This is a genomic window from Streptomyces sp. NPDC057249, from assembly GCF_042669245.1.
Lineage (GTDB): Bacteria > Actinomycetota > Actinomycetes > Streptomycetales > Streptomycetaceae > Streptomyces.
The window spans coordinates 281,958-307,498 of record NZ_JBHUXS010000002.1; the positions used below are offsets into that span (position 1 = coordinate 281,958).

A 25,541-nucleotide genomic window follows, 5' to 3' on the forward strand; every position below is an offset into this window, starting at 1 on the left:
GGTCGCGGTGGCCCTGCGGAGGGTCATCATCCTCTGTGACCCGGCCCCGGCCGGTGCAGGAGGTACGTACCGGGGGGGATTAGGTCAATCGGCGTCTGCCGACGGAACGTTCCGTCGGCAGACGCCGCGCACACACAGATACCCTTGACACGTGACCGACGCCCAAGAGACCGCAGCAGACACATCACTGCGAACCACCGGGGGCGCTCCCCCGGACGACGTCGCCCCGGCGCCGATCCCCTTGCTCGAACCACGCGAGGGCATCCCCCCGGTGGTGGCCTCCGACGATGCCCTGGCCGGAGTGATCGCGGCATTCGCCGCGGGCTCGGGCCCGGTGGCCGTGGACGCCGAGCGGGCGTCCGGCTACCGCTACGGACAGCGTGCCTACCTCGTACAGCTGCGCCGCGCGGGGGCCGGCAGCGCGCTCGTCGACCCCGTCGGCTGTCCCGACCTGTCCGGGCTCGGCGAGGCCCTGCACGGCACCGAGTGGATTCTGCACGCGGCGACGCAGGACCTGCCCTGTCTCCGCGAGATAGGGATGACGCCGACCGGGCTCTTCGACACCGAGCTCGCCGGACGGCTGGCCGGCTTCCCGCGCGTCGGCCTCGGCGCCATGGTCGAGAACGTCCTCGGCTACTCGCTGGAGAAGGGGCACTCCGCCGTCGACTGGTCCACCCGCCCGCTGCCCGAACCCTGGCTGCGCTACGCCGCGCTGGACGTCGAGCTCCTCATCGACCTGCGCGACGCCCTGGAGGACGAGCTCGACCGGCAGGGCAAGCTGGAGTGGGCCCGGGAGGAGTTCTCCGCCATCGCCTCGGCGCCGCCCGCTCCCCCGCGCCAGGACCCGTGGCGCCGCACCTCAGGGATGCACAAGGTCCGCCGCCGCCGGCAGATGGCGGTCGTCCGGGAGCTGTGGAACACCCGGGACCAGATCGCCCGGCGGCGCGACATCTCGCCCGGCAAGGTGCTCGGGGACGCGGCGATCATCGAGGCGGCGCTCGCGCTTCCGGCCAACACGCACGCGCTGACCGCGCTCACCGGCTTCGGACCGCGCATGGGCCGGCGCCAGCTGGAACAGTGGCAGGCCGCCGTGGACCGGGCCAAGGCGCTGCCCGACACCGAGCTGCCGCAGCCCGGACAGACCCTCGCCGGCCCGCCGCCGCCGCGCGCCTGGGCCGACAAGGACCCGGCCGCCGCCGCCCGGCTCTCGGCGGCCCGCGCCGCGGTGTCCGCGCTCGCGGAGCGGCTGCACCTGCCGCAGGAGAACCTGATCACGCCGGACACGGTGCGCCGGGTCTGCTGGGAGCCGCCGAAGAACCCGACGCCGGAGACGGTGGAGTCCGCGCTCGCCGGTTACGGCGCGCGGCACTGGCAGATCGAGCAGGTGGCCCCGCTGCTGTACCGCGCGCTGACGCGGCCCTCGTAACGGCAGCCGGCCCTCGTGACGGCATAGGACAGGGGCGTAATCACGCCAGGTTCCGCGCGGCCCCGCGCAGGGCGCGAATGGCCCGGACGGACTCGAAAACGAGTCCGTCCGGGCCATTCGCCGTGTGCGGAGGGGCGCGCTCCGGGCAGTTTCCGCGTGTGACCTTCGCCGCTCCGGCACCAGGGGGTGGGCAGTCTGGTTACCCGCAAGTAGCATGACCGGAGCGGCGTGCCTCCGGGCGCGCCCCGCAGCAGTGCCATCCCGCACCCTGGAGGAGAGCCATCGTGCCTCGTACCATCCGGGACGTCGTCTTCGTAGACGGCGTCCGCACCCCGTTCGGCAAGGCGGGCCCGAAGGGCATCTACCACGAGACCCGCGCCGACGATCTCGTCGTGAAGGCCATCCGGGAGCTGCTGCGCCGCAACCCGGACCTGGACCCCAAGAAGATCGACGAGGTCGCCATCGCCGCGACCACGCAGATCGGCGACCAGGGCCTGACCCTGGGCCGCACCGCCGGCATCCTGGCGGGTCTGCCGCAGTCCGTCCCGGGCTACTCCATCGACCGCATGTGCGCGGGCGCCCTGACCGCCGTCACCTCGACGGCCGGCTCCATCGCCTTCGGCGCGTACGACGTCGTCGTCGCCGGCGGTGTCGAGCACATGGGCCGCCACCCGATGGGCGAGGGCGTGGACCCGAACCCCCGGTTCGTGTCGGAGAAGCTGGTCGACGAGTCCGCCCTGTTCATGGGCATGACCGCGGAGAACCTGCACGACCGGTACCCCACGATCACCAAGGAGCGCGCCGACGCCTACGCGGTGCGGTCGCAGGAGAAGGCCGCCAAGGCGTACGCCAACGGCAAGATCCAGCAGGACCTGGTGCCGGTGTCGGTGCGCCGCACCAACGCCGAGGCCGGCGAGACCGGCTGGGGCCTGGTCACCGCCGACGAGCCGATGCGCCCGGGCACCACGATGGAGTCCCTGGCCAACCTGAAGACCCCGTTCCGCGCCCACGGCCGCGTCACGGCCGGCAACGCCGCGGGGCTCAACGACGGCGCCACCGCCTCGCTGCTCGCCGCCGAGGACGTCGCCCGCGAGCTGGGCCTCCCGGTCAAGATGCGCCTGGTCTCCTACGCCTTCGCGGGCGTCGAGCCGGAGGTCATGGGCTACGGTCCGATCCCGGCCACCGAGAAGGCCCTCGCCCAGGCCGGCCTGTCCATCTCGGACATCGGTCTCTTCGAGATCAACGAGGCGTTCGCCGTACAGGTGCTGGCATTCCTGGAGCACTACGGCATCGCCGACGACGACGCCCGGGTCAACCAGTACGGCGGCGCGATCGCCTACGGTCACCCGCTGGCCTCCTCCGGCGTCCGGCTGATGACCCAGCTGGCCCGCCAGTTCGAGGAGCACCCCGAGGTCCGTTACGGCCTCACGACCATGTGCGTCGGCTTCGGCATGGGCGCCACGGTCGTCTGGGAGAACCCGCACTTCGAGAACGCCGGAGGCGACAAGTGAGCACCACCACCGAGCTTCTGAAGGGTGCGGCCGAGCTGTTCCCGGGCGAGGTCGTCACCCAGGCGCACGTACGCCACCTGGACCTGCCGGCCGGCGCGGGGCGCTTCGCCCTCATCACGCTGGACAACGGCCTGGACCACACCAAGCCGACCACCTTCGGACCGCAGTCGCTGGCGAACCTGAACGCCGCGATCGACCAGGTCGAGAAGGAGGCCGCCGAGGGCGCGATCACCGGCGTCGGCGTCACCGGCAAGCCGTTCATCTTCGCGGTCGGGGCCGACCTCAAGGGCGTCGAGCTGCTCAAGGAGCACAAGGACGCGCTGGCCATCGGCAAGGGCGGCCACGACGTCTTCCGCCGGCTCTCCACCCTCGCGGTGCCCACGTTCGCGTACTACAACGGCGCGGCGATGGGCGGCGGTGTCGAGGTCGGGCTGCACTGCTCGTACCGCACCGTCTCCAAGGCGCTGCCGGCCTTCTCGCTGCCCGAGGTCTTCCTCGGGCTGGTCCCCGGCTGGGGCGGCTGCGTGCTGCTGCCGAACCTGATCGGCGCCGACCGCGCGGTCTCGGTGATCATCGAGAACTCGCTGAACCAGAACCGCCAGCTCAAGGGCAAGCAGGTCTTCGAGCTCGGCATCGCGGACGCGCTCTTCGAGGGCGCGGACTTCCTGGAGCGTTCCCTCGTCTGGACCGCGGACGTCCTGAACGGCACGGTCACCGTCGAGCGCCCCGAGGTCGACCGCGGGGACGCCTGGGACCAGGCCGTCGCGCGCGGCCGGGCCATCGCCGACTCCAAGGTGCACGGCGCGGCCCCGGCCGCGTACCGCGCGCTGGAGATCGTCGCCGCGGCCAAGGACGGCGACCTCTCCGCCGGCTTCGACCGCGAGGACCAGGCCCTGGCGGACCTGATCATGGGCGGCGAGCTGCGGTCCGGGATCTACTCGTTCAACCTGGTCCAGAAGCGCGCCAAGCGCCCGGCCGGGGCCCCGGACAAGAACCTGGCGCGCCCGGTCACCAAGGTCGGCGTGGTGGGCGCGGGCCTGATGGCCAGCCAGCTCGCCCTGCTCTTCCTGCGTCGCCTGGAGGTGCCGGTCGTGCTGACCGACATCGACCAGGAGCGCGTCGACAAGGGTGTGGGCTACGTCCACGCCGAGATCGAGAAGCTGCTCGGCAAGGGCCGCATCAACCAGGACAAGGCCAACCGCCTGAAGGCCCTGGTCTCCGGTGTGCTGGACAAGGCGGAGGGCTTCTCCGACGCCGACTTCATCATCGAGGCGGTCTTCGAGGAGATCGGCGTCAAGCAGCAGGTGTTCGCGGAGGTCGAGGCGGTCGCCCCGGCGCACGCGATCCTCGCCACCAACACCTCGTCGCTCTCGGTCACCGAGATGGCGTCGAAGCTGAAGAACCCCGAGCGGGTCGTCGGCTTCCACTTCTTCAACCCGGTCGCGATCCTCCCGCTCCTGGAGATCGTGCGCGGCGAGAAGACCGACGACGCCTCGCTGGCCACCGCCTTCGGTGTGGCCCGCAAGCTGAAGAAGACCGCGGTGCTGGTGAAGGACGCCCCGGCGTTCGTCGTCAACCGCATCCTCACCCGCTTCATGGGCGAGATCCAGAACGTCATCGACGAGGGCACCCCGGTCGAGACGGCGGAGAAGGCCATCGAGCCGCTCGGCCTGCCGATGTCCCCGCTGGTGCTCCTGGAGCTGGTCGGCCCGGCGATCGGCCTGCACGTCTCCGAGACCCTGAACCGCGCCTTCCCGGAGCGCTTCACCGTCTCCGAGAACCTGGCCGCGGTCGTCAAGGCGGGCAAGCGCGGCTTCTACGTCTACGACTCGGGTGCGCCGGTCCTCGACCCCGAGGTCGCCGCCCTCCTCAAGCAGGGCGACACCGTCCTGACCGAGCAGCAGGTCCGCGACCGCGTCCTGGACGCGGTGGCCCAGGAGATCGGCCTGATGTTGGACGAGGGCGTCGTGGCCGAGGCCCAGGACATCGACCTCTGCCTGATCACGGGCGCCGGCTGGCCCTTCCACCTGGGCGGCATCACGCCGTACCTGGACCGCGAGGGCGTCTCGGAGCGCGTGAACGGGAAGAAGTTCCTGGCGGCGGGCGTGGCGAGCGTTCCGGCGTAACCGGGCATCCGTCCGAGGGGCGGCGGGCCGTACCGGATCGCTCCGGTACGGCCCGCCGTGCTGTCCGGTGGGGCGGTATGACAAAATCGCCTTCTCCGCCCGAGGCGGGAACATCCGGACGTGCCATGTGGCGGACGCGGGGAGCGGAAGGCCCATGGAACGGCTGCGGGAGTACTCGCGCAGGAGAGTGCTGTGGGCCGCCGGCGCGGGGTCCGCGGGCGTGGCCCTGGCGGCCGCGACGGGCAGGGCGTGTACGCGCCGTCCGGCCCTGCGCCGGGCCGGTGACTTCGATCTCGCGGAGGCGGCCGAGATCCTCGCTCCCAGCCCCCTGTACCACAGGACGGTCGCCCAGTCGTTCGCCTTCGACGACGAGCGGGGCGACGTCTATGCCGTGCAGGTCGTCCAGGGGGGCGTGCGGCTGCCCGACGAGACGCGGGCCGCCCCGAGCGCGGCGCGCAGCGCGAACGGTGATCTGTGTGTGACGAAGCTGTCGTCCGACGGTCGCCGTACGGGCCACATGTACCTGCGCGGCTTCGGCCACGGCGTCTCGATCGGTGTCGAACCCCACGGCTCCGGCGTCCTGTTGTGGACCGAGTCCCAGGCACATCCGAGGACCGGCTACGGGCGGGCCGTCGCCCGTTTCCCCTTTCGCGACGGCGCGTTGCTCGACACCACCGACTCCCGGCTCCGCCACCACCGCCCGCTGCCCGGCTCCCTGGCGAACCAGCCGTCGCTCGACCTCGTCCGGCGCCGTGTGCTGGTCGGCCACTGGGCGGCGACCGGCGAGGGACGCGAGCAGCGGTACGCCGTCTACGGTCTGGACGACTTCGTCCGGGGCCGCTACGAACCGCTGCACGTCGTACGGCCGGCCCGGCTGGACCCTGACGAGACCTACCAGGGCTGCGCGCTCCACGGCGACCACGTCTACCAGCTGACCGGCGACCCCTACACGGGCGCGTCCGGCGACAATCCGCCGTCCTCGGGCGGCAACGTCCGCGTGCGGGCCGTCCGCCTCACCGACGGCCGGACCACCGGGGACGAGCGGATCACCATCGCCGCCGGCCTGGCGTACCGGGAGCCCGAGGGCCTGGCCGTCCGGCTGGCCGACGGTCCTCAGCTGTGCGCGGGCTTCGCCACCGGACCGGCGGGCGACCGGGAGCTGGCGATCCACGCGTTCGCCTCGGTGCGGCGATGACGCCCTGCGCGGGCGACCCGTCGGCGGACCGTCAGGCCCCGGGCAGCGGACGCCGCTCGGACACCTCGAGCGTCAGGTTGCCGGCCTTCGTGGCGTAGAGGTGGCAGACCCGCTCCAGGCCGGACGCGTCGACGGGGGCCACGACGACGCCCTGCTTCGTGCGGTCCTGGAGGGTCTGGGCCCGGCTGCCGCCCAGGCGGACCTCCTTGCCCACGCCCTGGTAGCAGATGTAGAGGTACAGGTCCCACAGGCCGGGCCCGATCGGCCGGTGGCCGTCGGCTGCCGAGAGTTCCAGCTTCGCTTCGAAACCCGCCTGCGACCGGTCGATGCGGGTGGCGGCGTTCAGCTTCGGGGACGGGGTGGAGAACACCCGGAAGCGGTGCTCGGCACCCGTGCGGCGCTCGCGGAGGACGACCTTGACGCCCGGCGCCTTGGTGCTGAGCTGTTCGAAGTATCCGTGCCCGCCCAGCTGCAACAGCGTGCCGCTCCAACTGGCCTTGTTCAGCCGGTGCTTGGCCCGGAGGGTGTGCGTGATCTCGTAGGCCCCGTCGGCGAGGCCCACCTCCGGGTCCCGGAAGAAGGGGTAGCGCCGGTAGACGCGTCCCCCTTCGATGAGCATCTCCGCCTTCTCCTTGTCCACCTCGAACGAGATCAGGCGCTCCGCCTCGGCGAACCGGCCCAGCCGGATCAGCTCCATGCGCACGGAGAGCGGCCGGGGCAGTTTCGCGATCACAGCGGGGGTCGCGTAGGCGTCCAGCACCTCGCGGGCCTCGGTCAGGAGGCGGTGGCGCTGCTCCGGGTCCTCGCACTTGAGGTAGGCGGCTCCGGTGGCCTTGCCGAGTTCCAGCTCGACGTGCCGGGCCATCAGGTGGTCGCGTGCGGCACCCGGCCGGACCCGCTCGGCGACCATGGCGGTCATCTGCCGGGTCAGCAGCATGCGTTCCACGGCCGACCCCGCGTACCGGGAGTGGTTCACGCCCGCGATCCTGCGCGCCTGCCGCACGCACTCCTGGTCGGCGACGACGGCGATCCGGTCCGCGTAGAGGTAGGCCAGCGCGGTGAAGACCTGGTCCTCGCCGACCCTCCAGTCCGTGGGGAAGCGCAGGAGGCAGCGCTCGACGAGAGAGCGCCGGAACAGCTTGTCGGGGCTGAGCGACCAGTACACCCGCGAGGTGTAGACGTCGGCGTCGGCCGCGTTGCGGGCGAACATCGACGTGCCGACCTTCTGCCCGTCGAGTCCCGCCACCTTGCCGAGCACGACGTCCGCCTCCTCGGTCTCGGCCGTCTCGGTCATCCGCCGCAGCGCGCCGGGGGCGAGCCGGTCCGTCCCGTTCAGGAACAGCAGGAAGCGGCCCGAGGACTGCTCGATGCCCGCGTTCCGCGCTTCGGCGGGTGTGTCGGACGGGGCGGCCACGTGGCAGCGCAGTTCGGCGGGGCGGCCGGCGGCCCACTGCTCCAGGGTCTCGCGGGTGCCGTCGTTCGATCCCCGGTCGAAGGCGAGCACCTCGACCCGGAAGCCGTCCTCGTTCTGGGACAGCACCGATTCGAGGCACGCCCCGACGGATTCCGCCGAGTTCAGCGCGTCGACGATCACGCTGACATCGGGCTGTTCCTTGGGGTGGCGGGCGGAGGGGTTCACGGCGCTGGTCACCAGACTTCGTTGCGTACGGGGGGCGGTGCGGGCGTCAGCCGGAGAGGGAGGCCGCCGGCCAGGGCAGCGGACCGGTGACGTGCGTCCGGGTCCAGGGGGCGTGGACGGTGGTTCCCGCCCCGTCGGGCCGGGGCGGGGTCAGCAGCCCCGGGGCTGCGGACAGATCGCCGATGTGGACGACGACCCGGCCTTCGGCCCGTTCGCCGATGGGTGACTGGACCGTGTATCCGAAGCCGTCGTAACCCATGGCTCCGGGGGCCGCCTCGAACAGCAGGGCGCCCTCCGCGGTCACCGAGACCCGGCCGTCGCGGGGCTGGCCGTGCCCGATGAGGGTGGTGCCCGCCGGCAGCCCGGCGCACACGTCGACCAGTGCGGGGGTGTGGGCGGAGTGGGGCGCGATGGCCAGGGCCCGTCCGGGCGCGAAGAAGCCGCGGATGCGGACGCCTTCCTGGGCCTGCGGCTCGGCGCGCAGCAGCTTGCGCGGGTCCCGGCCCGGAATCGCCGCGCCGATCGCCGGGCGGAGCGCGGGCTCGGTGGTGCCGGGGCGGACCAGCAGGGTCAGCACGGCCGTGGTGGCGCCGCCCGCGTCGGCACGGACCCGGTAGCGGCGGCGGGTGGCGGAGTACTCGGCCCCCTCGGCCGCCACGATGTCGGCGGCGGCCACGACGGAGTCCTCGTCGAGGTAGCCGTACGCGTGCTGGGCGCCCTGATCGGCCTGCACGGTCAGCGCGATCCGCACGTGCCGGCCGGGCATGACGAAGCTCCGGGGGTGGGCCTCGCAGTGGACGGCGGCGCGGGCCGCGTTGTCGGGGGCGCCGGGCTCCTGGACCCTGACGACGGTCAGCAGGTACGTCACGTGTCCGCTCCGATCCGTGCCGACTCGGGCACCGGGGCGACCCGTTCCTTGGTCAGCCGGTTGAAGGTGTCGGTGTCCAGCCAGCCGATCTCGTCGGTGGTGAACTCGGTGCGGTCCAGGCTGTGCACCCAGTGCGGAGGCACGATCTGCTGGTCCCTGAGCGCGCGGACGATGAAGCGGGCGAACTCGATCGCGGCCTCGGCCCTGCAGTGCGTGTCGTCCCAGCCCTTGAGGTTCGCGACCGGGTTCTCGTCCGGCTTCAGGTAGGCGAAGAGCTCCCGGGTGGCCGCGGGTCCGAGGCCGGCCCACCACTCCACGCTCTGCGCGTACAGGTCGACCAGCGGGGCGCAGGTCTCCTCCGCGATCTCCCGCATGGCCATGGGATAGATGTGCAGGAAGCGCTGCACATTGTCGTACGCGTCGTACTTGCGGCGCTCGTGGGTGAGCACGAGGACGGGGTGGGCCTGGGCCTCCCGGGTCAGGCCCACCATCTGCCGCAGGTAGGCCTGGTATTCGCCGAAGGGCTCGGTGAACAGCCCCTTCTCCGGCTCCCAGTCGACCTGTCCGAAGCTGATGAGCACGTAGTCGCCGGGCCGGACGTTGTCCATGATCCACTGGAAGCGGCCGCGGTCGTAGAAGCTCTTCGAGCTGGCCCTGGCCCGCGCGCAGTTGACGATCTCGACCTCCGGGCCGAGGAACAGGGCGAGCACCTGTCCCCATCCGGCCATGGGCAGGTAGTCCACCGAGCGCGTGACGACGGTGGAGTCACCCGTCACGAACATCCGCCTGCGCGGCAGGCCGTCCCCGTACAAATCCGTCGCCTCCGTCAGATCTCGTCTTCGGCGGGCAGCACGGCCGCGATGGCCGCCGGGTCGGACACCGACTTGAACGGGTCCTGCCGGCGGACGTCGATGACGTGTCCGGTCAGCCGCGAGATGAGCACGTCCACCGAGGTGCGGGCCACCGCTTCCGAGGTGAGCAGGGTCCCGGCGGGCTCCACACCGAACGCCTTGGTGCGCATCGGCGTGGCGGTGCGCTCGGGGTTGATGCAGTTCACCCGGATGTCGTCGGCCGCCCATTCGTCGGCGAGCGCCTGGGTGAGGTTGACCGTGGCGGCCTTGGCCGAGGAGTAGAGGCTGTAGCCGGACCGGCCGCGGGTGTAGCTGCTGGAGGTGTAGAGGAGCAGCTGGCCCCGGGACTCGGCGAGGTAGCGGTGGGCGGCGCGGGCCATGTGGACCGGGGCGAGGTAGTTGACCAGGGTGGCGTTCTCGATGGTCGCGCTGTCCGTCTCGGCCAGCTTGCCGGTGTGCAGGACGCCGGCCGTGTTGACCACGTAGTCGATGCGCCCGGCGGCGGCGTACGCCTCGGTCAGCGCCTTCTCGATGTGCTCCGGCACCTCGACGTGCGTACCGGTGCCGGACCTGCTGTAGCGGAAGACCCGCGCCCCGTAGGACTCGGCCAGGTCCGCGATGTCGGCGCCGATGCCGTAGCTCGCCCCGAAGACGACGACCGACCTGCCCTCCAGCGCGGCTCGGTAGCCGGCCTCGTCCGCGGCGGCCGGGGCGGTGTGGTGGGCGAGCTGGAAGAGCTTGTCGGCGATGAAGATGTCGACGGGGTGCGTCACCTTCATGTTGTGCTCCTCGCCGTGCACGACGTACACCGGCACGTCCGGCAGGTAGCGCAGGACCACCGAGCAGTCGTCCGTGGCCTCGAAGTTCGGGTCGCCGGCGGCGACCGCGTAGGCCCGGCGGATCGTGGACAGCAGGAACGCCTGGGGCGTCTGGCCACGGCGCAGCCGGGAGCGGTCGGGGATGTCGGTGATGAACTCGCCGTCGTCGCCGTGGGTCCGGGTGACGATGATGGTGTCGGCGGACGGGATCGCGACGTCGACGGCCTCGAACTTGTCCAGCGCGTGCACGCAGTCGTCGATGACGCGCTGCGAGAGCAGCGGACGGACGGCGTCGTGGAAGAGGACCTTGGGGTCCGCCTCCCCCTCGGCGAGGCCGGCGGAGATGGCCTCGATGGCCCGGCAGGTCGTCTCGTTGCGGGTGGCGCCGCCCGCGATGACGTCGGTCACCTTCGCCAGACCCGCCACGGAAACGATTCTGCGCACTTCGTCGATGTGGTCCGGGTGCATGACGATCAGGATCTCGTCGACGGAGGCCGTCGCCTCGAAGACCTCCAGCGTGTGCTCCAGGATCGTCCGGCCGGCGATCTTCACCAACTGCTTGGGAATCGGCAGGCCGACCCTCTGACCAGTTCCGCCTGCGAGAACGACAGCGACGGTGCGGGGGCTGCGGGACAAGTCGGTTCCTCCAGGGAAAAGGCGTGACGCGAAGTGCGGGGTGCGGTCGCCGGGCGGATCAGAAGTACTGGTTCATCGACTGCTGCGGGCCGAGCTGCTGTCTCATCCAGCCCAGGTGACGGATCTGCATGGTCGCGTCCATCTCCTGGCCGGGGGCGGCGGCCTGGGTGAAGGGGTTCGCCAGGATCGGCTCCGCGGTGTCCCCGGGCGGGAACTCCTCCATGCCCTTGGCGAACAGGGCGTTCACCGCGTCGTTGAACCGGGCCATGGAGTCCCCGTCGCCGAGCAGGTAGCGCTTGAGGATCTCCCGGTGCTGCGCCAGGCGGTCCCGGCCTCCCGACCGGGCCGCGTCCACGCAGAGCGGGAGCTCGTCGCACGACGGACCGAGGATGTACGCGGCGGAGGCCGCCGGGTTGAGCTGCTTGAACAGCTCCGGGTCCATGTCCGACGGGTTGGAGACCGCGTACGGCTTCTCGCTGGCGACGAAGTCCGACACCACACTGGAGATGTCGCTGATCAGCAGGTCCGCCTCGTTGAAGCAGCTGTACAGGGAGGGGAGCTGGCCGGTGACCACCTGGTGGCGCTCGCCGCCCCTGGACTCCCAGAACGTCTCGTGCCACTGGGCCTGGAGGTCTTCCCAGGACTCCTTCGGCGGCCGGGCGAGCGCCGCCCGGTCCTTGTCCCAGACGCCGTAGACGCCGACCACGGTCCACGCCTTGAGCCGGCCCATCCGGGACTCCAGGTCGGCGAGCCGCTTGTCGCCCTGGGCGAGCGCCGAGCGGACGGTGCGGCTGTCCTGGCGGTCGCGCTTGGCGTTGTCCGCCTCCAGCATGGCGACGATGCGCCGGTGCACCCGGGTGGCCTCCGCGGACCGCTTGCCGGTCAGCGGGTGCGGCTTGTAGAGGATGCGGACGGGCTCCGACTGGTTGAGCAGCATCCGCATGATCTTCTCGCCCATGAGGATGAGCGAGGTGTGGTACGGGTCCGCGGTCCAGCCCTCCCAGGTGGGCGCGTACAGCACCGTGGGCATCCGGTCGGGCGGCCGGACGCCCACCGACTCGACGGCGCTGAGCTGGGGCCGGCCCACGGGCACGAGCGCGGAGCCCGGGATGGTGCCGCGCAGCCGCTGGTAGCGGTCCTCGCCGCCCTTGCCCGCCGTCCATATCTCGTCGAACACCTTGCTGACCCGGTTGCTGCTGGCCAGCTTGTCGCTGTCGCCGTGGCCGATGAAGACGTGCTTGGCCTCGGCGACGCGCAGCATGTGCACGTTCTTGCCGGCATTCGCCGGATACAGGATGACGCGGACCTCGGGCAGGTCCAGCAGGCTCAGGTCGTCCGCCTTGGGGAGGCACACCACGGGCAGCGGGGTGTACGCCAGGAAGCGCAGGGTGGTGACTTCGCGGAGCACGATCAGGGGCCGGCGGCCCAGCCTGGAGAGCGTGTCCAGCCACATGTTGACCTGGTACGCGGAGTCGCGTGCCCCGGCCGCGTAGCTGAAGTAGAGGACGACCTCGGGGCGGTACTCGGCGACCTGCTTGTTCAGGATGCGGAAGGTGCGCTCGTGACTGGGCACCCGGCGGCACTGGTTGATGGTCGGCAGCAGGATGAGCATGCCGAGGAGCGCCAGGGTGATCGCCACCGCGCCGCCCAGGACGCTGAAGCCGACAAGCCCGGTGTAGTCGGAGGCCAGCGCGCCGACGATGATCGCCGTGTCGAGGTACAGGAGCTTGCGCTCGTGGGCCCGGAAGGCGATGGGCGGGGGCGGCTCGGGCATCCGCAGAGCGCTCAGGTCGAGGTTGCGGACGCGCACGGGGAGCGCGCGGCGCCGCTTGATGAACATGCAGAGGAACGTGTACAGGAGGCGCAGGGCGTGCACGGCGACGAAACCGAGGAAGACCACCGTGAACATGTCCCGGTCGCCGCCCGCGATGTCGCGCATGAGCACCAGGACGGCCAGTTCCCGCGTCAGCACGCGGATGCTCAGCCCCCACTTGAGCTTGCCCAGGAAGCGGATGAGGTCCGGCTCGGTACGGTGCAGGTAGAGGTCGGTCGCGTAGCTCAGGACCAACGAGCCGACGAACGCCCAGAAGACGTCGAAGACGCCGGCGACCAGCATCCCGAGGTAACTGACCATCAGCAGGAAGAGAACGAGGACGTTCTTACTCTTGCTGATCTCCGCATGGCGGATCAGTGCGGCGATCAAACTCGTCCTCTTTCTTCGTGAGCGCACCGCTGACGAAGGAACCCCGTCCCCCGTGCGTACGCCTCTCCCCAGCCCTGCACAGCTCAAACAGCCTCGACTTGAGCCGGAGCACGGTGGCGGAGTGGCAGCGAGGTCCCCCCGGACATCGCGCGTACGGACCCGTTCGGGCCACGCCCCCTGACAGGAAGAAGCCGCGCCCACACGAAGTGGGGCACGGCGCCACAGTGACGGTCAAGCGTTCAGGATCCCCTCAAAACCTTCACCTGAGCTTTACCTGAAGTAGTCATACTACCCGCGCGCATGTCACAGGCGAGACACAGTGAGATCACACCATGCGTACTTCACGCATGAATGCTTGCCGTCACGGTCGGTGTCGCCCGGTCAGGCCCGCGCACCCTGGCGCCACGGCCCGAGCGCGAGACCGCGTTCGTCCTCGGCACGGCGCGTGGTGGTCAGCCGGGCCGACGCGTCGAGGGCGGCGACCGTGACCCGGCCGTGCCGGTCCGGGGCCACGGCCGGCGGCACCAGGCACCACTGGTCCGTGGCCGTCCACCACACGCCCGAGTCGTGACGGCCCTCCACGTGGAAGCCGACCAGGCAGCACCCCCGCCGGTCCGTCGACGCGAGCACCGTGCAGAGCCAGCCGTCCAGGTCCACGCCCGTGATGCCCGCGACCCGCGCGGCGACGTCGGGGCCGTGCAGGGCCGTCGGGCCGTAGGCACCCCACTGCCACTGGCACAGCTCACCCGTCTCCGCGTACGTGTAGCGCAGCGCGCCGGCCTCGGGCGCGGCGGCCAGCGTTCCCGGGTAGGCGTGCACGTTCGGGCTCAGGTCCTCCGCCCAGACGTTCTTGGCGGTGCGGCTCCAGCGGGCGACTCCGGAGGTGTCCCGGAGCCGGGCGAAGAGCTCCGCCGTACCGTCCGGGGCCCGCATGGCCACCATCTCGTCGGCGGTCTTGGTGCCCCTCAGGTGCCGCCACGGCGACCAGACGCCGTCGCCGCCCTGATGGCGGGTGTTCACCGTGTGCTCGTCGTTGCGGACGAAGACGTGCACGGTGCCGTCGTCGTCGAACGCCGCCACCGGCAGGCCGACGAATCGGCCCCGCTCGGGCTCGGCACGGTGCGGATTGCCCAGCTCGTGCCAGGGGCTGAGCGGCCGCCCGGTCTGGTACTGGGTGGCGCAGACGACCTCCGTGGCCACCGTGCCGTCGGCCCGCTCGGTGCGGCGCAGCCCGACGAGCCGCACATAACCGTCCGGCCCCTGGGCCACGGTGAGCCCGGGCAACAGGCCGGGCGCGTCGAGCAGTTCGGGGCCCGCCCAGCCGCCGTCCGCCCGCTCGGTCCAGCGCAGCACCGCCCCGGCCGTCGGCAGGTAGGCGGACAGCCGGCCGTCGTTCCCGCGGACCAGCCAGTTCACCGGCAGCCGGTAGCGGGGCCGGGCGCCGAATCCCGCCGGTGCGTGCGGGTCCAGGGTCCGGCAGTCGACGAAGACCGGCCGGCCCGTCTCGCGGTGGTACGCCTCGACCGCGTGGAACACGGCCAGCGCGGCGGCCTCGTGCGACCCGTCCGGGTCTCCGGGGCCCTGGTCCGCGCCGGTGGTCAGGACCCGCCCCGGGCCCAGGACGCGCATCTCGGCCAGCACCGCCGAGGCGGCGTCGGCCCCGGACGGGAGCACGCGAGCCTCGTCGTCGGCCCGGCCGCCCCGGTGCCCCACCGCGGACGCGGCCCGGGCGAAGGCCGACCGCCCCTCGGCGTCACCGCCGGTGAGGCACAGGGCGGTGACGTGGACGGCGCCCCGCGCCTCGGCCAGGAGCAGGGCGGCTTCCGCGGGTGAGGGTGCGACGACCAGGACCAGTGACCGGGCGGAGTCGGCGGGCCCCGCCTCGCGGGAGCGGCCGCCCCTGGGCGCGCCGCCACGACGTCCGGTTGATGCCACCATGATCCGTTCGACCCCTCTCACCGCTGAAGTCGCGGCCCCGCCCCGCGCTCCCGAGCACGATAGACGTACACTCGTTCGCCAAACACATTTGCCTATATGCTCTGATGTCAATCGAAACCGGCGGCAACGACGCCCCCCAATTGCGCTGTCGCACGCGGCTGACCGCCAGTCCCCTCCTCAGTGCGGTCGTCAATATCTCACAACCGCCGATTCTCGGGATCAGAGGACAAATACGGCATGACTCAGGCCACCACCGCGCCCACCCGCTCGCGTAAAGCGCCGCGCAAGGCCCGTAAGCACAAGGGTCTCAAGATCACCCTCAGCGTCATTCTCGTACTGGTGCTCGCCGCGGGCGGTACCGGGTGGTGGTTCTGGAGCCACCTCAACAACAACATCAAGGGCGTCGACATCAACAAGGCGCTCGGTGAGGACCGGCCCGAGAAGCTGCCCACCAGCGGGCAGAACCTGCTGGTCCTGGGGTCCGACTCGCGGGCCGGTTCGGAGAACAAGGAGCTGGGCGGCGGGGCCGGGGTCAGCGGGGCCCGGTCCGACACGGCGCTCGTCGTGCACATCCCGGAGGGCCGCAAGAAGGCCGTCGCCGTGTCCATACCGCGCGACACCCTGGTGACCCGGCCCGAGTGCACCAAGGGCGACGGTTCGACGATGCCGGCCAAGGACCGTGTGATGTTCAACTCCGTGTACTCACTGGTCGGTCCGGCGTGCGTGGTCAAGACCGTCGAGAAGATGTCCGGGGTGCGCATCGACCACTACCTGGAGATCAACTTCGCCGGGTTCAAGGGCCTCGTCGACGCCATCGGCGGCGTGAACATCGACGTCAAGGAACCGATCCACGACAAGAAGACCGGGCTGGACGTGGACGCCGGGCCGCACAAGTTCGACGGCACCGAGTCCCTGAAGTTCGTCCGCACCCGCTACAGCCTCAGCGACGGCACCGACCTGAGCCGCATCGGCCTCCAGCAGCAGTTCCTCATGGCACTGCTCAAGGAGGTCAAGAGCCAGGACCTGCTGGGCAGCCCGACGAGCGCCTACAAGATCGCCAACTCGGCCACCGCGGCCCTGACCACCGACGAGGAGCTGGCCTCGCTCACCTCGCTGGCGAAGTTCGCCCGGTCCATGAACGGCGTCGACCCGGACACGATGGAGACGATCATGCTCCCCGTCGAGTACGACAAGATCGACCGCAACCGCGTCGTGGCCGTGAAGTCGCGGACGGACGCCCTGTGGAAGGCGATCCGCGAGGACACCCCCATCCCGGAGTCCGCCAAGAAGTCCCCGGCGCTGGGCCAGGGCTGACCCGGACGCCGGCGCCACGGCCCCGGAGACGCTTCCGGGGCCGTACCGGCTCAGACCCGCTGCGCCGGTCCCAGCGCGAGCCCCGGCTCGTCGTTCTGCCGGGCCACGTAGAGCCCGCCGCGCTCGCCGATCATCGCCAGCACCACGCGTCCCCGGCCGTCGAGCGCCAACGCCGGCGGCGCCGAGGTGCGTTCGCCCGTCGCCGCCCACCAGAGGCCGCCCGCCTCGTTCTCCGTACCGCAGGCCGCGAGCAGCACGCGGCCGTCGCGGGTGCGGTGGGCGAGCACCGTGCAGTCGTAGTCGTCCAACTCGGCGCGGAGCACGGCGACCCGGCCCTCGGCCGCGGTGTCCCCGATCGTGATGGGCGGGGCGTCGAGCCGGTTGGCGACCAGGGTCCCGGTGGTGGCGTCGGTCCAGTAGAAGGTGTTGCGGTCGGGTGCGGTCTCCAGCACGCTCACCGCGCCGCCGGCGATCTTGACGTTGAGGTTGTCGCCCTTCTGGAAGGCGCCGCCGGGCTCGGCCTGGGCCCACCGCATGGCCTTGTTGGTGCCGGGGACCAGGAGCTCGATGCGGCCCGACTCGGCGACCGACACGGCCATCGTCTCCTTGCCCAGGGTGCCCCTGAGGTCCTTCCACCCCTCCCACTTGCCGTTCTTCGCCTCGCGGCGCAGCATCATGCCGCCGTTGGCGTTGCGGACGAAGACGTGGACCATGCCGGTCGGGGCGACGGCGACGGCCGGCGGGCCGATGCGGGCGGCGCGCTCGTCGCCGTCCTTGTACGGATTGCCCACGGTCCGCCATGCGGTGACCGGGCGGCCCGTCTGGTACTGGATGGCGTGCACGAGGTCGACCTGCGGCTGCTCCTCGTCGCCGTGCACCGTGCGGCGGCCGATGAAGTGGACGTAGCCGTCCGGGCCCTGGGCGGCGCCGAGATGGGTCAGGTCCGGGACCGGGAAGAACTCGGGGCCCTGCCAGCCGGGGCCGCCGGGGCGCTCCTCGGTCCAGCGCAGGAGGCCGTCCTCGTTGCGGGCGTAGGCGGTGAGCCTGCCGTCCTTGCCACGCACGAGCCAGCGTCCGTCGACCGGGGTCTCGTCGGTCCCACGGGCGCTTTCGACGTCTCGCAGGGCGTCGTCGCCCTTGCCCGAGGCGCTCCCCTGGGCACGTCTCGACCTGACTCGCATGTCGTGGCGTCTTCCTTCCGTGATGGTCCGCCCCCGATCTGCGGCTTTGTGTCTCGACCGGCATCCGGAAGGCGGGGAGCACCCATCATAGAATCACCGTTCGAACCCTTGGAATCAGCGCGTCCGCACTGCTTGCGCGAGGCGCCGGACACCGCGTCGGGACACCCGGGCAGGATGCCCGACGGAACGCCCGACAGGGCGGGCCGGCATGACAGGCTGGTCCCATGCCGAATCCGCTGCCCCTGGTGATCGTCGACGCCGCCAATGTCGTCGGGTCCGTCCCGGACGGCTGGTGGCGCGACCGGCGGGGCGCGGCCGAGCGCCTGCGCGACTCACTGGTGCCCTACGCCTCCGACGGCCTGCCCGGGGTGCCCGGCCCCGTCGACCTGGTGCTGGTGGTGGAGGGGCGGGCCCGGGACGTCGCGTCCGTGCCCGGGGTGCGGGTGGAGGCGGCCCCGGGCAGCGGTGACGACCTGATCGCCGAGCTGGCGGCGGGGGCCGCGGCCCGCCCCTGCGTGGTGGTCACCGCGGACCGGGAACTGCGCCGGCGGGTCGAGGCGCACGGGGCGCGGTGCACGGGGCCGCGTACGGTGCGGCCGGGGGCCTGACGCTCACGCCCGTTCCCGGTCGACCCGGCTGTGCGAGCGGCCGTACGCGAAGTAGATGACCACGCCGATCACCATCCAGACCGCGAACCGCAGCCAAGTCTCGGCCGGCAGGTTGAGCATCAGCCAGACCGAGGCGGCCACCGACACGATCGGGACCAGCGGCACCCACGGCGTGCGGAAGGCGCGGTGCAGGTCCGGGCGGGTGCGGCGCAGCACGATGACGCCGAGGGCGACGACCACGAAGGCGAAGAGGGTGCCGATGTTCACCAGCGTGGCGAGCTCGTTGATGCTGGTCACCCCGGCGACGACGGCGATGACCACGCCGAGCAGGATGGTCGGGCGGTACGGGGTGCGGAAGCGCGGGTGCGTCTTGGAGAAGAACCTGGGGAGCAGGCCGTCGCGGCTCATCGCGAAGAACACCCGGGTCTGGCCGAGCAGCAGGATCATGCAGACCGTGGTGAGGCCGACGGCGGCGCCGAAGCTGATGACGCCCGCGTAGAAGGGGTGGCCGACGGCCTTGAAGGCGTCGGCGAGCGGGGCGCTGACGGACAGCTCGGTGTAGTGCTGCATGCCGGTGACGACGATCGACACGGCGACGTAGAGCACGGTGCAGATGAACAGGGAGGCCAGGATGCCGCGCGGCATGTCGCGCTGCGGCAGCTTCGTCTCCTCCGCGGCCGTGGCGACGACGTCGAAGCCGATGAAGGCGAAGAAGACGATGGAGGCGGCGGTGAAGATGCCCATGACGCCGAAGTTCGTCGGAGCGTAGCCGAAGATCAGCTGGACCAGCGGGGCGTCGAACCCGGACCCGGAGGGCTGCGGCTCGGCGTCCGGGACGAACGGCGAGTAGTTGCCGGTGTCGATGAAGAACAGGCCCGCGATGATGACGATCAGGACGACGGCGATCTTGATCGCGACCACCACCGTGGTGACCCGGGCGGAGAGCTTCATGCCCAGGACCAGGATGACGGTCAGGACCAGCACCAGGGCGAAGGCGAGGATGTCGAAGCCGAAGCCGTCCGCCACGTCCGGCCCGGCCAGCACGTCGGGCAGGTGCCAGCCCGCGTTGTCGAGCAGCGAGCGGACGTAGCCGGACCAGCCGACCGCGACCACCGCCGTGCCCAGCGCGAACTCCAGTACCAGGTCCCAGCCGATGATCCAGGCGACGAGTTCGCCGAGCGAGGCGTACGAGAAGGTGTACGCGGACCCCGCGACCGGCAGGGTGGACGCGAACTCCGCGTAACAGAGCGCGGCCAGCGCGCAGACGACGCCCGCGACAACGAAGGCGAGGGCGGTGGCCGGTCCCGCCGTCTCCTTGGCGACCTTGCCGGTGAGGACGAAGATGCCGGTGCCGATGACGACGCCGACCCCGAAGACCGTCAGGTCGAGCGCAGAGAGCGACTTCTTGAGGGCGTGCTCCGGCTCCTCGGTGTCGCGGATGGACTGCTCGACCGTCTTGGTCCTGAACAGCCCGTTCCCGCTCGGGGGCAGGTCCTGCTGCGTGCTCACCGGCGTACCTCCACGCACTCGTCGTGCACGCCATGTTCCGGACCCGGGCCCGTCACCCGTTCGCGGCACGCCTGCCACGGCCGGATTTCACGCGAACGGGCCGGTCGGACCACCCGTCACGGGCAGTCCGACCGGCCCGTTCGGCCGAGGCGGGGTACGGATCAGTCCCGGACGCGCTCCGCGACCGTGCGGTCCTCCGCGCCCGGCTCGTAGCGCCCGTCCAGCTTGGCGACCAGGCCGGTGACCTGGCGGGCGATGTCCGGGGCGGTCAGCCCGATCTCGGCCATGACCTCCTTGCGGGAGGCGTGGTCGAGGAAGACCGCCGGGATGCCGAAGTCGCGCAGGGGTACGTCGACGTCCGCGTCGCGCAGCGCCTGGGAGACCGCGGAGCCGACGCCGCCGGCCCTGCTGTTGTCCTCGACGGTGACGACGACGCGGTGCCGCGCGGCGAGCGGGGCCAGGGCCTCGTCCACCGGCTTCACCCAGCGGGGGTCCACCACGGTCGTGGAGATGCCCTGGGCGTCGAGCAGGTCGGCGATTTCCAGGCACATCGGGGCCAGCGCGCCGACGGACACCAGCAGCACGTCGGGCCGGGCGGCGCCGGGCTCGCGCAGCACGTCCATGCCGCCGACCGTGGAGACGGCCTTGACCGAGGGGCCGACCGCGCCCTTGGAGAAGCGGACGACCGTGGGTGCGTCGTCCACCTCGACGGCCTCGCGCAGCTGGGCGCGGACCTGGTCGGCGTCGCGCGGGGCGGCGATCCGCAGGCCGGGCACGACCTGGAGGATGGACATGTCCCACATGCCGTTGTGCGAGGCGCCGTCCGTACCGGTGATGCCGGCCCGGTCCAGGACGAAGGTGACCCCGCACTTGTGCAGGGCGACGTCCATCAGGACCTGGTCGAAGGCCCGGTTGAGGAAGGTGGCGTACACCGCGAAGACCGGGTGGAGACCGCCGGTGGCGAGGCCCGCCGCGGAGACCGCGCCGTGCTGCTCGGCGATGCCGACGTCGTAGATCCGGTCCGGGAACTCCTTCTCGAACCCGGTCAGGCCGACCGGCTGGAGCATGGCCGCGGTGATGGCGACGATGTCCTCGCGCTCGTGGCCGAGCTTGACCATCTCCTCGCCGAACACCGACGTCCAGTCGAGGCCGGAGGTGGCGACGGGCAGGCCCGTGTCGGGGTGGATCTTGCCGACGGCGTGGAAGCGGTCGGCCTCGTCCTGGAGGGCGGGGGTGTAGCCGCGGCCCTTCTCGGTGAGGCAGTGCACGATGACCGGGCCGCCGAAGCGCTTGGCCCGCTGGAGGGCGGACTCCAGGGCCTCGATGTCGTGGCCGTCGATGGGGCCGACGTACTTGAGGCCGAGGTCCTCGAACATGCCCTGCGGGGCGATGAAGTCCTTCAGGCCCTTCTTCGCGCCGTGCAGCGTCTCGTAGAGCGGCTTGCCGACGACGGGGGTGCGCTCCAGGAGGTCCTTGCCGCGGGCCAGGAAGCGCTCGTAGCCGTCGGTGGTGCGCAGGGTGGCCAGATGGTTCGCGAGGCCGCCGATGGTGGGTGCGTAGGAGCGCTCGTTGTCGTTGACGACGATGACGAGGGGGCGGTCCTTGGCGGCGGCGATGTTGTTCAGCGCCTCCCAGGCCATGCCGCCGGTGAGCGCGCCGTCGCCGATGACCGCGACGACGTGGTCGTCCTTGCCGCGGACCTCGTTGGCCTTGGCGAGGCCGTCGGCCCAGCCGAGGACGGTGGAGGCGTGCGAGTTCTCGATGACGTCGTGCTCGGACTCGGCGCGCGAGGGGTAGCCGGAGAGGCCGCCCTTGCTCTTGAGCCTGCTGAAGTCCTGGCGGCCGGTGAGGAGCTTGTGCACGTAGCTCTGGTGGCCGGTGTCGAAGAGGACCTTGTCCTTCGGCGAGTCGAAGACCCGGTGGAGGGCGATCGTGAGCTCGACCACGCCGAGGTTGGGACCGAGGTGGCCGCCGGTCTTGGAGACCGCGTCGACCAGGAAGGTCCGGATCTCTTCGGCGAGCTGCTCCAGCTGCTCGGAAGTGAGCCGGTCGAGGTCACGCGGTCCGCCGATGCGGGTCAGCAGATCCCATCCGTCGCCCACCACCGCCCGTGCGTGACGCGCTTCGCGCGGCTGTGTCACCGTGCCTCCTTGCGATTGTGCTGGTCGAGCATTGCCGATCCGATGAGTCTAACGGCCTCCCCCCGGAGCGGGAGTCGGGGCGTGCGCCGCCCTCCTCGGCCGGTACGTGCCGGAGCCCGGCGCCCTCCGTGGGGGCGCCGGGCTCCGGCGGGTGGTGCGTGCGGCGCGCGGCCTGCGGTCTCGCGTGTCGCGGCTAGCCGCGGCCCGCCGTCTTCTGGGTCTTGCGGGAGACCGAGTCGATGATCACGGCGATGAGGAGCACCGCGCCGGTGATCATGTACTGGATCGCGTTGGACGACAGGTTCATCTGGTTGAGGCCCTGGACGATCGACTGGATGACCAGGATGCCAAGGAGCGCGGACCAGACCTTGCCGCGTCCGCCGAACAGGGACGTACCGCCGATGACGGCCGCGGCGATGCACATCATGAGCTGGTTGCCGCCACCGAGCGAACGGTCGGCGCCGCCGGTCGCGGAGGCCAGGAAGAGACCGCCGACCGCACCGAGCGTGCCGGAGATCATGAACACCGAGATGCGGATCCACGACACGTTGATACCGGCGCGGCGCGCGGCCTCGACGCCGCCGCCGACCGCGAAGACCTGACGGCCGTACGTGGTGCGGCGCAGCACGAAGTCGGTGATGACCAGGATGGCGAGGAAGATCACCAGGGAGAGCGGGAGGCCCTGCTCCTGGTTGAAGGCGTACGCGGCGAGGAGGGCCAGGACGGCGAGCAGCACGGTGCGCAGGATGATCTCGCTCTGCGGGCGGTGCGGCAGCTCGGCGGCCTTGCGGCGCCTGGCGTCGCGCAGCTGCGTGAGGTAGAAGGCGACGATCACGACCACGGCGAGCCCGTAGGCGGCGGCGATGTCCTCGAAGTAGTAGCTGGTCAGATCGCGGACGAAGCTGCCGAGCGGGGTGGTGATGGTGGACTTCTCGCCCATCACCCAGGTCTGCATGCCGGCCCAGCCCAGGAAGCCCGCCAGGGTCACGACGAACGCGGGCACGCCGATCTTGGCGAAGACGATGCCGTGGAAGGCACCGATGACCGTGCCGGAGAGGATGCCGAGCAGGATCGCGAGGCCGTCGGGCATGTCCGTGCCGAGGACGGCCCACACCGCGCCCGCGAGACCGGCGACGGAGCCGACCGCGAGGTCGATCTCGCCGAGCAGCAGGACGAAGACGATGCCCACGGCCATGATGCCGGGGCCCGCCGCGTACAGCGTGATCTGGTCGAGGTTGTACGAGGTGAGGAAGTTGCCGGTCTCGGCCTGGAAGACGATGCCGATGATGATCAGGCCCACCACGACGGGCAGCGAGCCGATCTCGCCCGAGCGCACCTTGCGCTTGAACTCGGTCCAGTAGCCCTTGAAGCCCTGCTCGCGGACGAGCAGCCGGGGGTCGACGACGCGGACCGCGTCGGCCGCCGGCGCGGGAGCCTCGGTGGTCTCCGCCTGGGCCGGGACCTTGGCCGAAGTCTCGTTGGTGTTGCTCACTTGGATGCCTCCGCGCTGCGGGACTTGCGGCGGGTCACGGCGTTGTCCGTGGCGCCCGTGATCGCGGCGATGATTTCTTCGTGGCTGGTCGTCGCCACGGGGAAGACGCCGTTGTTGTGGCCGAGTCGCAGGACGGCGACCTTGTCGGCCACGGCCTTCACATCGGCCATGTTGTGGCTGATGAGGATGACGCCGAGGTTCTGCTCGCGCAGCCGCTCCACCAGGTCGAGGACCTGTGCGGTCTGCTCGACGCCGAGGGCCGCGGTGGGCTCGTCCAGGATCACGATCTTGGGGTTGCCGACCAGGGCGCGGGCGATGGCCACGACCTGGCGCTGGCCACCGGAGAGCGCGGCGACCGGGATGCGGACGCTGGGGATGCGGATGGAGAGGGTGGACAGCAGGTCCTGGGCCCGCTTCTCCATGGCGACCTCGTCGAGGACGCCGCCCTTCTTGATCTCGCGTCCGAGGAACAGGTTGGCGACGACGTCGAGGTTGTCGCAGAGCGCCAGGTCCTGGTAGACGGTGGCGACGCCGAGGTTCTGGGCGTCGTGCGGACGGCTGATGTCCACCTTCGCGCCTTCCCACTCGATGACGCCCTCATCGATGGGGTGCACGCCGGCGATCGTCTTGACCAGCGTGGACTTTCCGGCACCGTTGTCGCCGACGAGGGCGACCACTTCTCCGGCGTGGACTTCGAGATCGACACCGGAGAGGACCTGGACCGCTCCGAATCGCTTGAAGACTCCACGCAACGCCAGCACGGGCGTCTGTGACACGTGAACCATCTCCTTCGCCGCCTGACCGGCGGGGATGTGCCGCCTGACCGGCGGAGACGCCGCGCCGCGAGGGCAGCGTCGACATACGGGAAGCACTGGGGGGTGAGTGTCCGGCACCCGGCCGGAAGCGGGGTGTGAGCCGGCCGGGGCCGGACAGTCAGGGGGGCGGGCGGAATCCGCCGTGCGGGGCGGACCGGACCCGCGCGCGCCGGGGCCGGCCGGCCCCGGCGCGCGGAGGAACTACTTGATGCCCAGCGCGGTGCACTTGGCGGCGATGTCCTCGACGCAGACGTCGGCGACCTTGTAGATGCCGTCCTTGATCACGGTGGACTGGATGTTGTCCTTGTTCACCACGGTCGGCTCCAGCAGCGTGGACGGAACGCCGTCCGTCTCGCCCTGGGCGCCGATGTCCTTGCCCTGGAGCAGGTTGACGGCGAACTTGGCGGCCTCGGGGGCCAGCTGCTTCGGCGACTTGTAGATCGTGAAGGTCTGCGTACCGGCGATGATCCGCTGGATGCCGGGGAGCTCGGCGTCCTGGCCGCCCACCGGGATGTCCTTGATGCCGGCGTTGGTCAGGGAGGTGATGATGCCGCCCGCCATGCCGTCGTTGGCGGAGTAGACGGCGTCGATCTTGCCCTTGCCGACCGAGGAGATGGCGGCGGTCATCTTCTCGCCGGCGATCTTCGGGTCCCACTCGCCGGACGCCTCGTAGGCGATCTTGATCTTGCCGTCGAGGGACGCGTGGGCGCCCTTCTTGAACAGACCGGCGTTCGGGTCCTTCTCGTCGCCGTTGATCATGACGAGGTTGGCCTTCGCGGCCTTGGAGCCGAGGGCGTCGAGGACGGCCTGGCCCTGGAGCCGGCCGATCTTCTCGTTGTCGTGGCTGACGTAGGCGTCGGCACCGGCGATGGCGCGGTCGTAGGCGACGACCTTGACGCCCTTCTTGTGGGCGTCGGCGACCCACGCGGCGGACTTCTCGGCGTCGACCGAGGAGATCGCGATGACCTTGATGCCGTCGGCGATCTGCTGCTCGAACTGCTGCTTCTGCTGGCCGACGTCCCCGCCCGCGTTGTTGTAGACGACCTCGCAGTCGGCGCAGTCCTTCTTGACCGCGTCGATGAACAGCGGCTTGTCCAGCGTCTCGTAGCGGGCGGTCTTATTCTCCGGGAGGAGCAGACCGATCTTGGTCTTGCTGCCGGAGTCCGCCGAGTCCTTCTTGTCGTCGCCGGCCTTGCCGCATGCGGCGAGGGAGACGGCCATCGAAACGGCGGCCGTGCCTATGACGATGCGTCGCGTCATTGCGTTCATT

Annotated in this window: 18 protein-coding genes; 6 read left to right on the forward strand and 12 right to left on the reverse strand. The window is 71.1% G+C overall.

Annotation, left to right across the window (positions count from 1 at the left end):
* The first annotated feature begins 151 nt into the window (after positions 1-151).
* The 4 genes from ACFUJY_RS04965 (at position 152) to ACFUJY_RS04980 (ending at position 6,258) form a co-directional block, all read left to right on the forward strand.
* Positions 152-1,426 (forward strand): HRDC domain-containing protein, encoded by a 1,275-nt coding sequence (locus ACFUJY_RS04965; RefSeq protein WP_383294627.1) that lies wholly within the window; start codon positions 152-154, stop codon positions 1,424-1,426.
* Positions 1,427-1,710: 284 nt separating this feature from the next.
* Positions 1,711-2,937, forward strand: a complete 1,227-nt coding sequence (locus ACFUJY_RS04970; RefSeq protein ID WP_073966137.1) for an acetyl-CoA C-acyltransferase — start codon at positions 1,711-1,713, stop codon at positions 2,935-2,937.
* A complete protein-coding gene (locus ACFUJY_RS04975) occupies positions 2,934-5,063 on the forward strand; it encodes a 3-hydroxyacyl-CoA dehydrogenase NAD-binding domain-containing protein (RefSeq protein WP_383294630.1) in 2,130 nt (709 codons plus the stop codon). Before ACFUJY_RS04970 ends, ACFUJY_RS04975 begins: the two co-directional genes overlap by 4 nt.
* Positions 5,064-5,217: 154 nt before the next feature.
* Complete coding sequence (locus tag ACFUJY_RS04980) at positions 5,218-6,258, forward strand: signaling protein (protein ID WP_383294633.1); 1,041 nt, start codon at positions 5,218-5,220, stop codon at positions 6,256-6,258.
* A 31-nt stretch (positions 6,259-6,289) separates the two neighbouring features.
* Here the strand turns inward: ACFUJY_RS04980 and ACFUJY_RS04985 are convergent, their stop codons facing one another.
* From ACFUJY_RS04985 to ACFUJY_RS05010, 6 genes are all read right to left on the reverse strand, one after another.
* Complete coding sequence (locus ACFUJY_RS04985) at positions 6,290-7,909, reverse strand: glycosyltransferase family 2 protein (protein ID WP_383294636.1); 1,620 nt, start codon at positions 7,907-7,909, stop codon at positions 6,290-6,292.
* A gap of 34 nt (positions 7,910-7,943) precedes the next feature.
* Positions 7,944-8,765, reverse strand: a complete 822-nt coding sequence (locus tag ACFUJY_RS04990) for a hypothetical protein (RefSeq protein ID WP_383294638.1) — start codon at positions 8,763-8,765, stop codon at positions 7,944-7,946.
* Complete coding sequence (locus tag ACFUJY_RS04995) at positions 8,762-9,577, reverse strand: rhamnogalacturonan acetylesterase (RefSeq protein WP_383294641.1); 816 nt, start codon at positions 9,575-9,577, stop codon at positions 8,762-8,764. Before ACFUJY_RS04995 ends, ACFUJY_RS04990 begins: the two co-directional genes overlap by 4 nt.
* A gap of 14 nt (positions 9,578-9,591) precedes the next feature.
* Entirely contained in the window at positions 9,592-11,070 is a 1,479-nt protein-coding gene (locus ACFUJY_RS05000) for an SDR family NAD(P)-dependent oxidoreductase (RefSeq protein WP_383294644.1), read from the reverse strand.
* Between the two features lie 58 nt (positions 11,071-11,128).
* Complete coding sequence (locus ACFUJY_RS05005; protein WP_383294647.1) at positions 11,129-13,273, reverse strand: hypothetical protein; 2,145 nt, start codon at positions 13,271-13,273, stop codon at positions 11,129-11,131.
* Positions 13,274-13,654: 381 nt separating this feature from the next.
* Positions 13,655-15,211, reverse strand: coding sequence for a hypothetical protein (locus tag ACFUJY_RS05010; RefSeq protein ID WP_383294649.1), 1,557 nt, complete (start codon positions 15,209-15,211; stop codon positions 13,655-13,657).
* Positions 15,212-15,448: 237 nt separating this feature from the next.
* Between ACFUJY_RS05010 and ACFUJY_RS05015 the strand changes: the two genes are divergently transcribed.
* Complete coding sequence (locus tag ACFUJY_RS05015) at positions 15,449-16,525, forward strand: LCP family protein (protein WP_383294652.1); 1,077 nt, start codon at positions 15,449-15,451, stop codon at positions 16,523-16,525.
* Between the two features lie 50 nt (positions 16,526-16,575).
* Here ACFUJY_RS05015 and ACFUJY_RS05020 read toward each other — a convergent pair whose 3' ends face one another.
* Complete coding sequence (locus tag ACFUJY_RS05020; RefSeq protein WP_383294655.1) at positions 16,576-17,706, reverse strand: hypothetical protein; 1,131 nt, start codon at positions 17,704-17,706, stop codon at positions 16,576-16,578.
* 224 nt (positions 17,707-17,930) lie between these two features.
* On the opposite strand from ACFUJY_RS05020, the gene ACFUJY_RS05025 reads away from it, so the two are divergent.
* A complete protein-coding gene (locus ACFUJY_RS05025; protein ID WP_383294658.1) occupies positions 17,931-18,314 on the forward strand; it encodes an NTP pyrophosphohydrolase in 384 nt (127 codons plus the stop codon).
* Positions 18,315-18,317: 3 nt separating this feature from the next.
* On the opposite strand, the gene ACFUJY_RS05030 is transcribed toward ACFUJY_RS05025, so the two are convergent.
* The 5 genes from ACFUJY_RS05030 to ACFUJY_RS05050 form a co-directional block, all read right to left on the reverse strand.
* Positions 18,318-19,823 (reverse strand): amino acid permease, encoded by a 1,506-nt coding sequence (locus ACFUJY_RS05030; RefSeq protein WP_383294661.1) that lies wholly within the window; start codon positions 19,821-19,823, stop codon positions 18,318-18,320.
* 161 nt (positions 19,824-19,984) lie between these two features.
* Entirely contained in the window at positions 19,985-21,907 is a 1,923-nt protein-coding gene (dxs, locus tag ACFUJY_RS05035; protein ID WP_383295399.1) for a 1-deoxy-D-xylulose-5-phosphate synthase, read from the reverse strand.
* A gap of 250 nt (positions 21,908-22,157) precedes the next feature.
* Positions 22,158-23,456 (reverse strand): sugar ABC transporter permease, encoded by a 1,299-nt coding sequence (locus ACFUJY_RS05040; protein ID WP_383294664.1) that lies wholly within the window; start codon positions 23,454-23,456, stop codon positions 22,158-22,160.
* On the reverse strand, positions 23,453-24,241 hold the full coding sequence (locus tag ACFUJY_RS05045; RefSeq protein ID WP_063822575.1) for an ATP-binding cassette domain-containing protein: 789 nt from the start codon (positions 24,239-24,241) through the stop codon (positions 23,453-23,455). The genes ACFUJY_RS05040 and ACFUJY_RS05045 overlap by 4 nt, the downstream gene beginning before the upstream one ends.
* A 231-nt stretch (positions 24,242-24,472) precedes the next feature.
* Entirely contained in the window at positions 24,473-25,540 is a 1,068-nt protein-coding gene (locus ACFUJY_RS05050) for a sugar ABC transporter substrate-binding protein (RefSeq protein ID WP_383294667.1), read from the reverse strand.
* Position 25,541 lies beyond the last annotated feature (1 nt).

What these genes read in the sequence shown, in the direction of transcription:
- ACFUJY_RS04980 (WP_383294633.1), top strand. Translation starts at nt 5,218, where the DNA reads ATGGAACGGCTGCGGGAGTACTCGCGCAGGAGAGTGCTGTGGGCCGCC.
- ACFUJY_RS05010 (WP_383294649.1), bottom strand. Translation starts at nt 15,211, where the DNA reads ATGGTGGCATCAACCGGACGTCGTGGCGGCGCGCCCAGGGGCGGCCGC.
- ACFUJY_RS05045 (WP_063822575.1), bottom strand. Translation starts at nt 24,241, where the DNA reads ATGGTTCACGTGTCACAGACGCCCGTGCTGGCGTTGCGTGGAGTCTTC.
- ACFUJY_RS05015 (WP_383294652.1), top strand. Translation starts at nt 15,449, where the DNA reads ATGACTCAGGCCACCACCGCGCCCACCCGCTCGCGTAAAGCGCCGCGC.
- ACFUJY_RS05020 (WP_383294655.1), bottom strand. Translation starts at nt 17,706, where the DNA reads ATGCGAGTCAGGTCGAGACGTGCCCAGGGGAGCGCCTCGGGCAAGGGC.
- ACFUJY_RS05050 (WP_383294667.1), bottom strand. Translation starts at nt 25,540, where the DNA reads ATGAACGCAATGACGCGACGCATCGTCATAGGCACGGCCGCCGTTTCG.
- ACFUJY_RS05025 (WP_383294658.1), top strand. Translation starts at nt 17,931, where the DNA reads ATGCCGAATCCGCTGCCCCTGGTGATCGTCGACGCCGCCAATGTCGTC.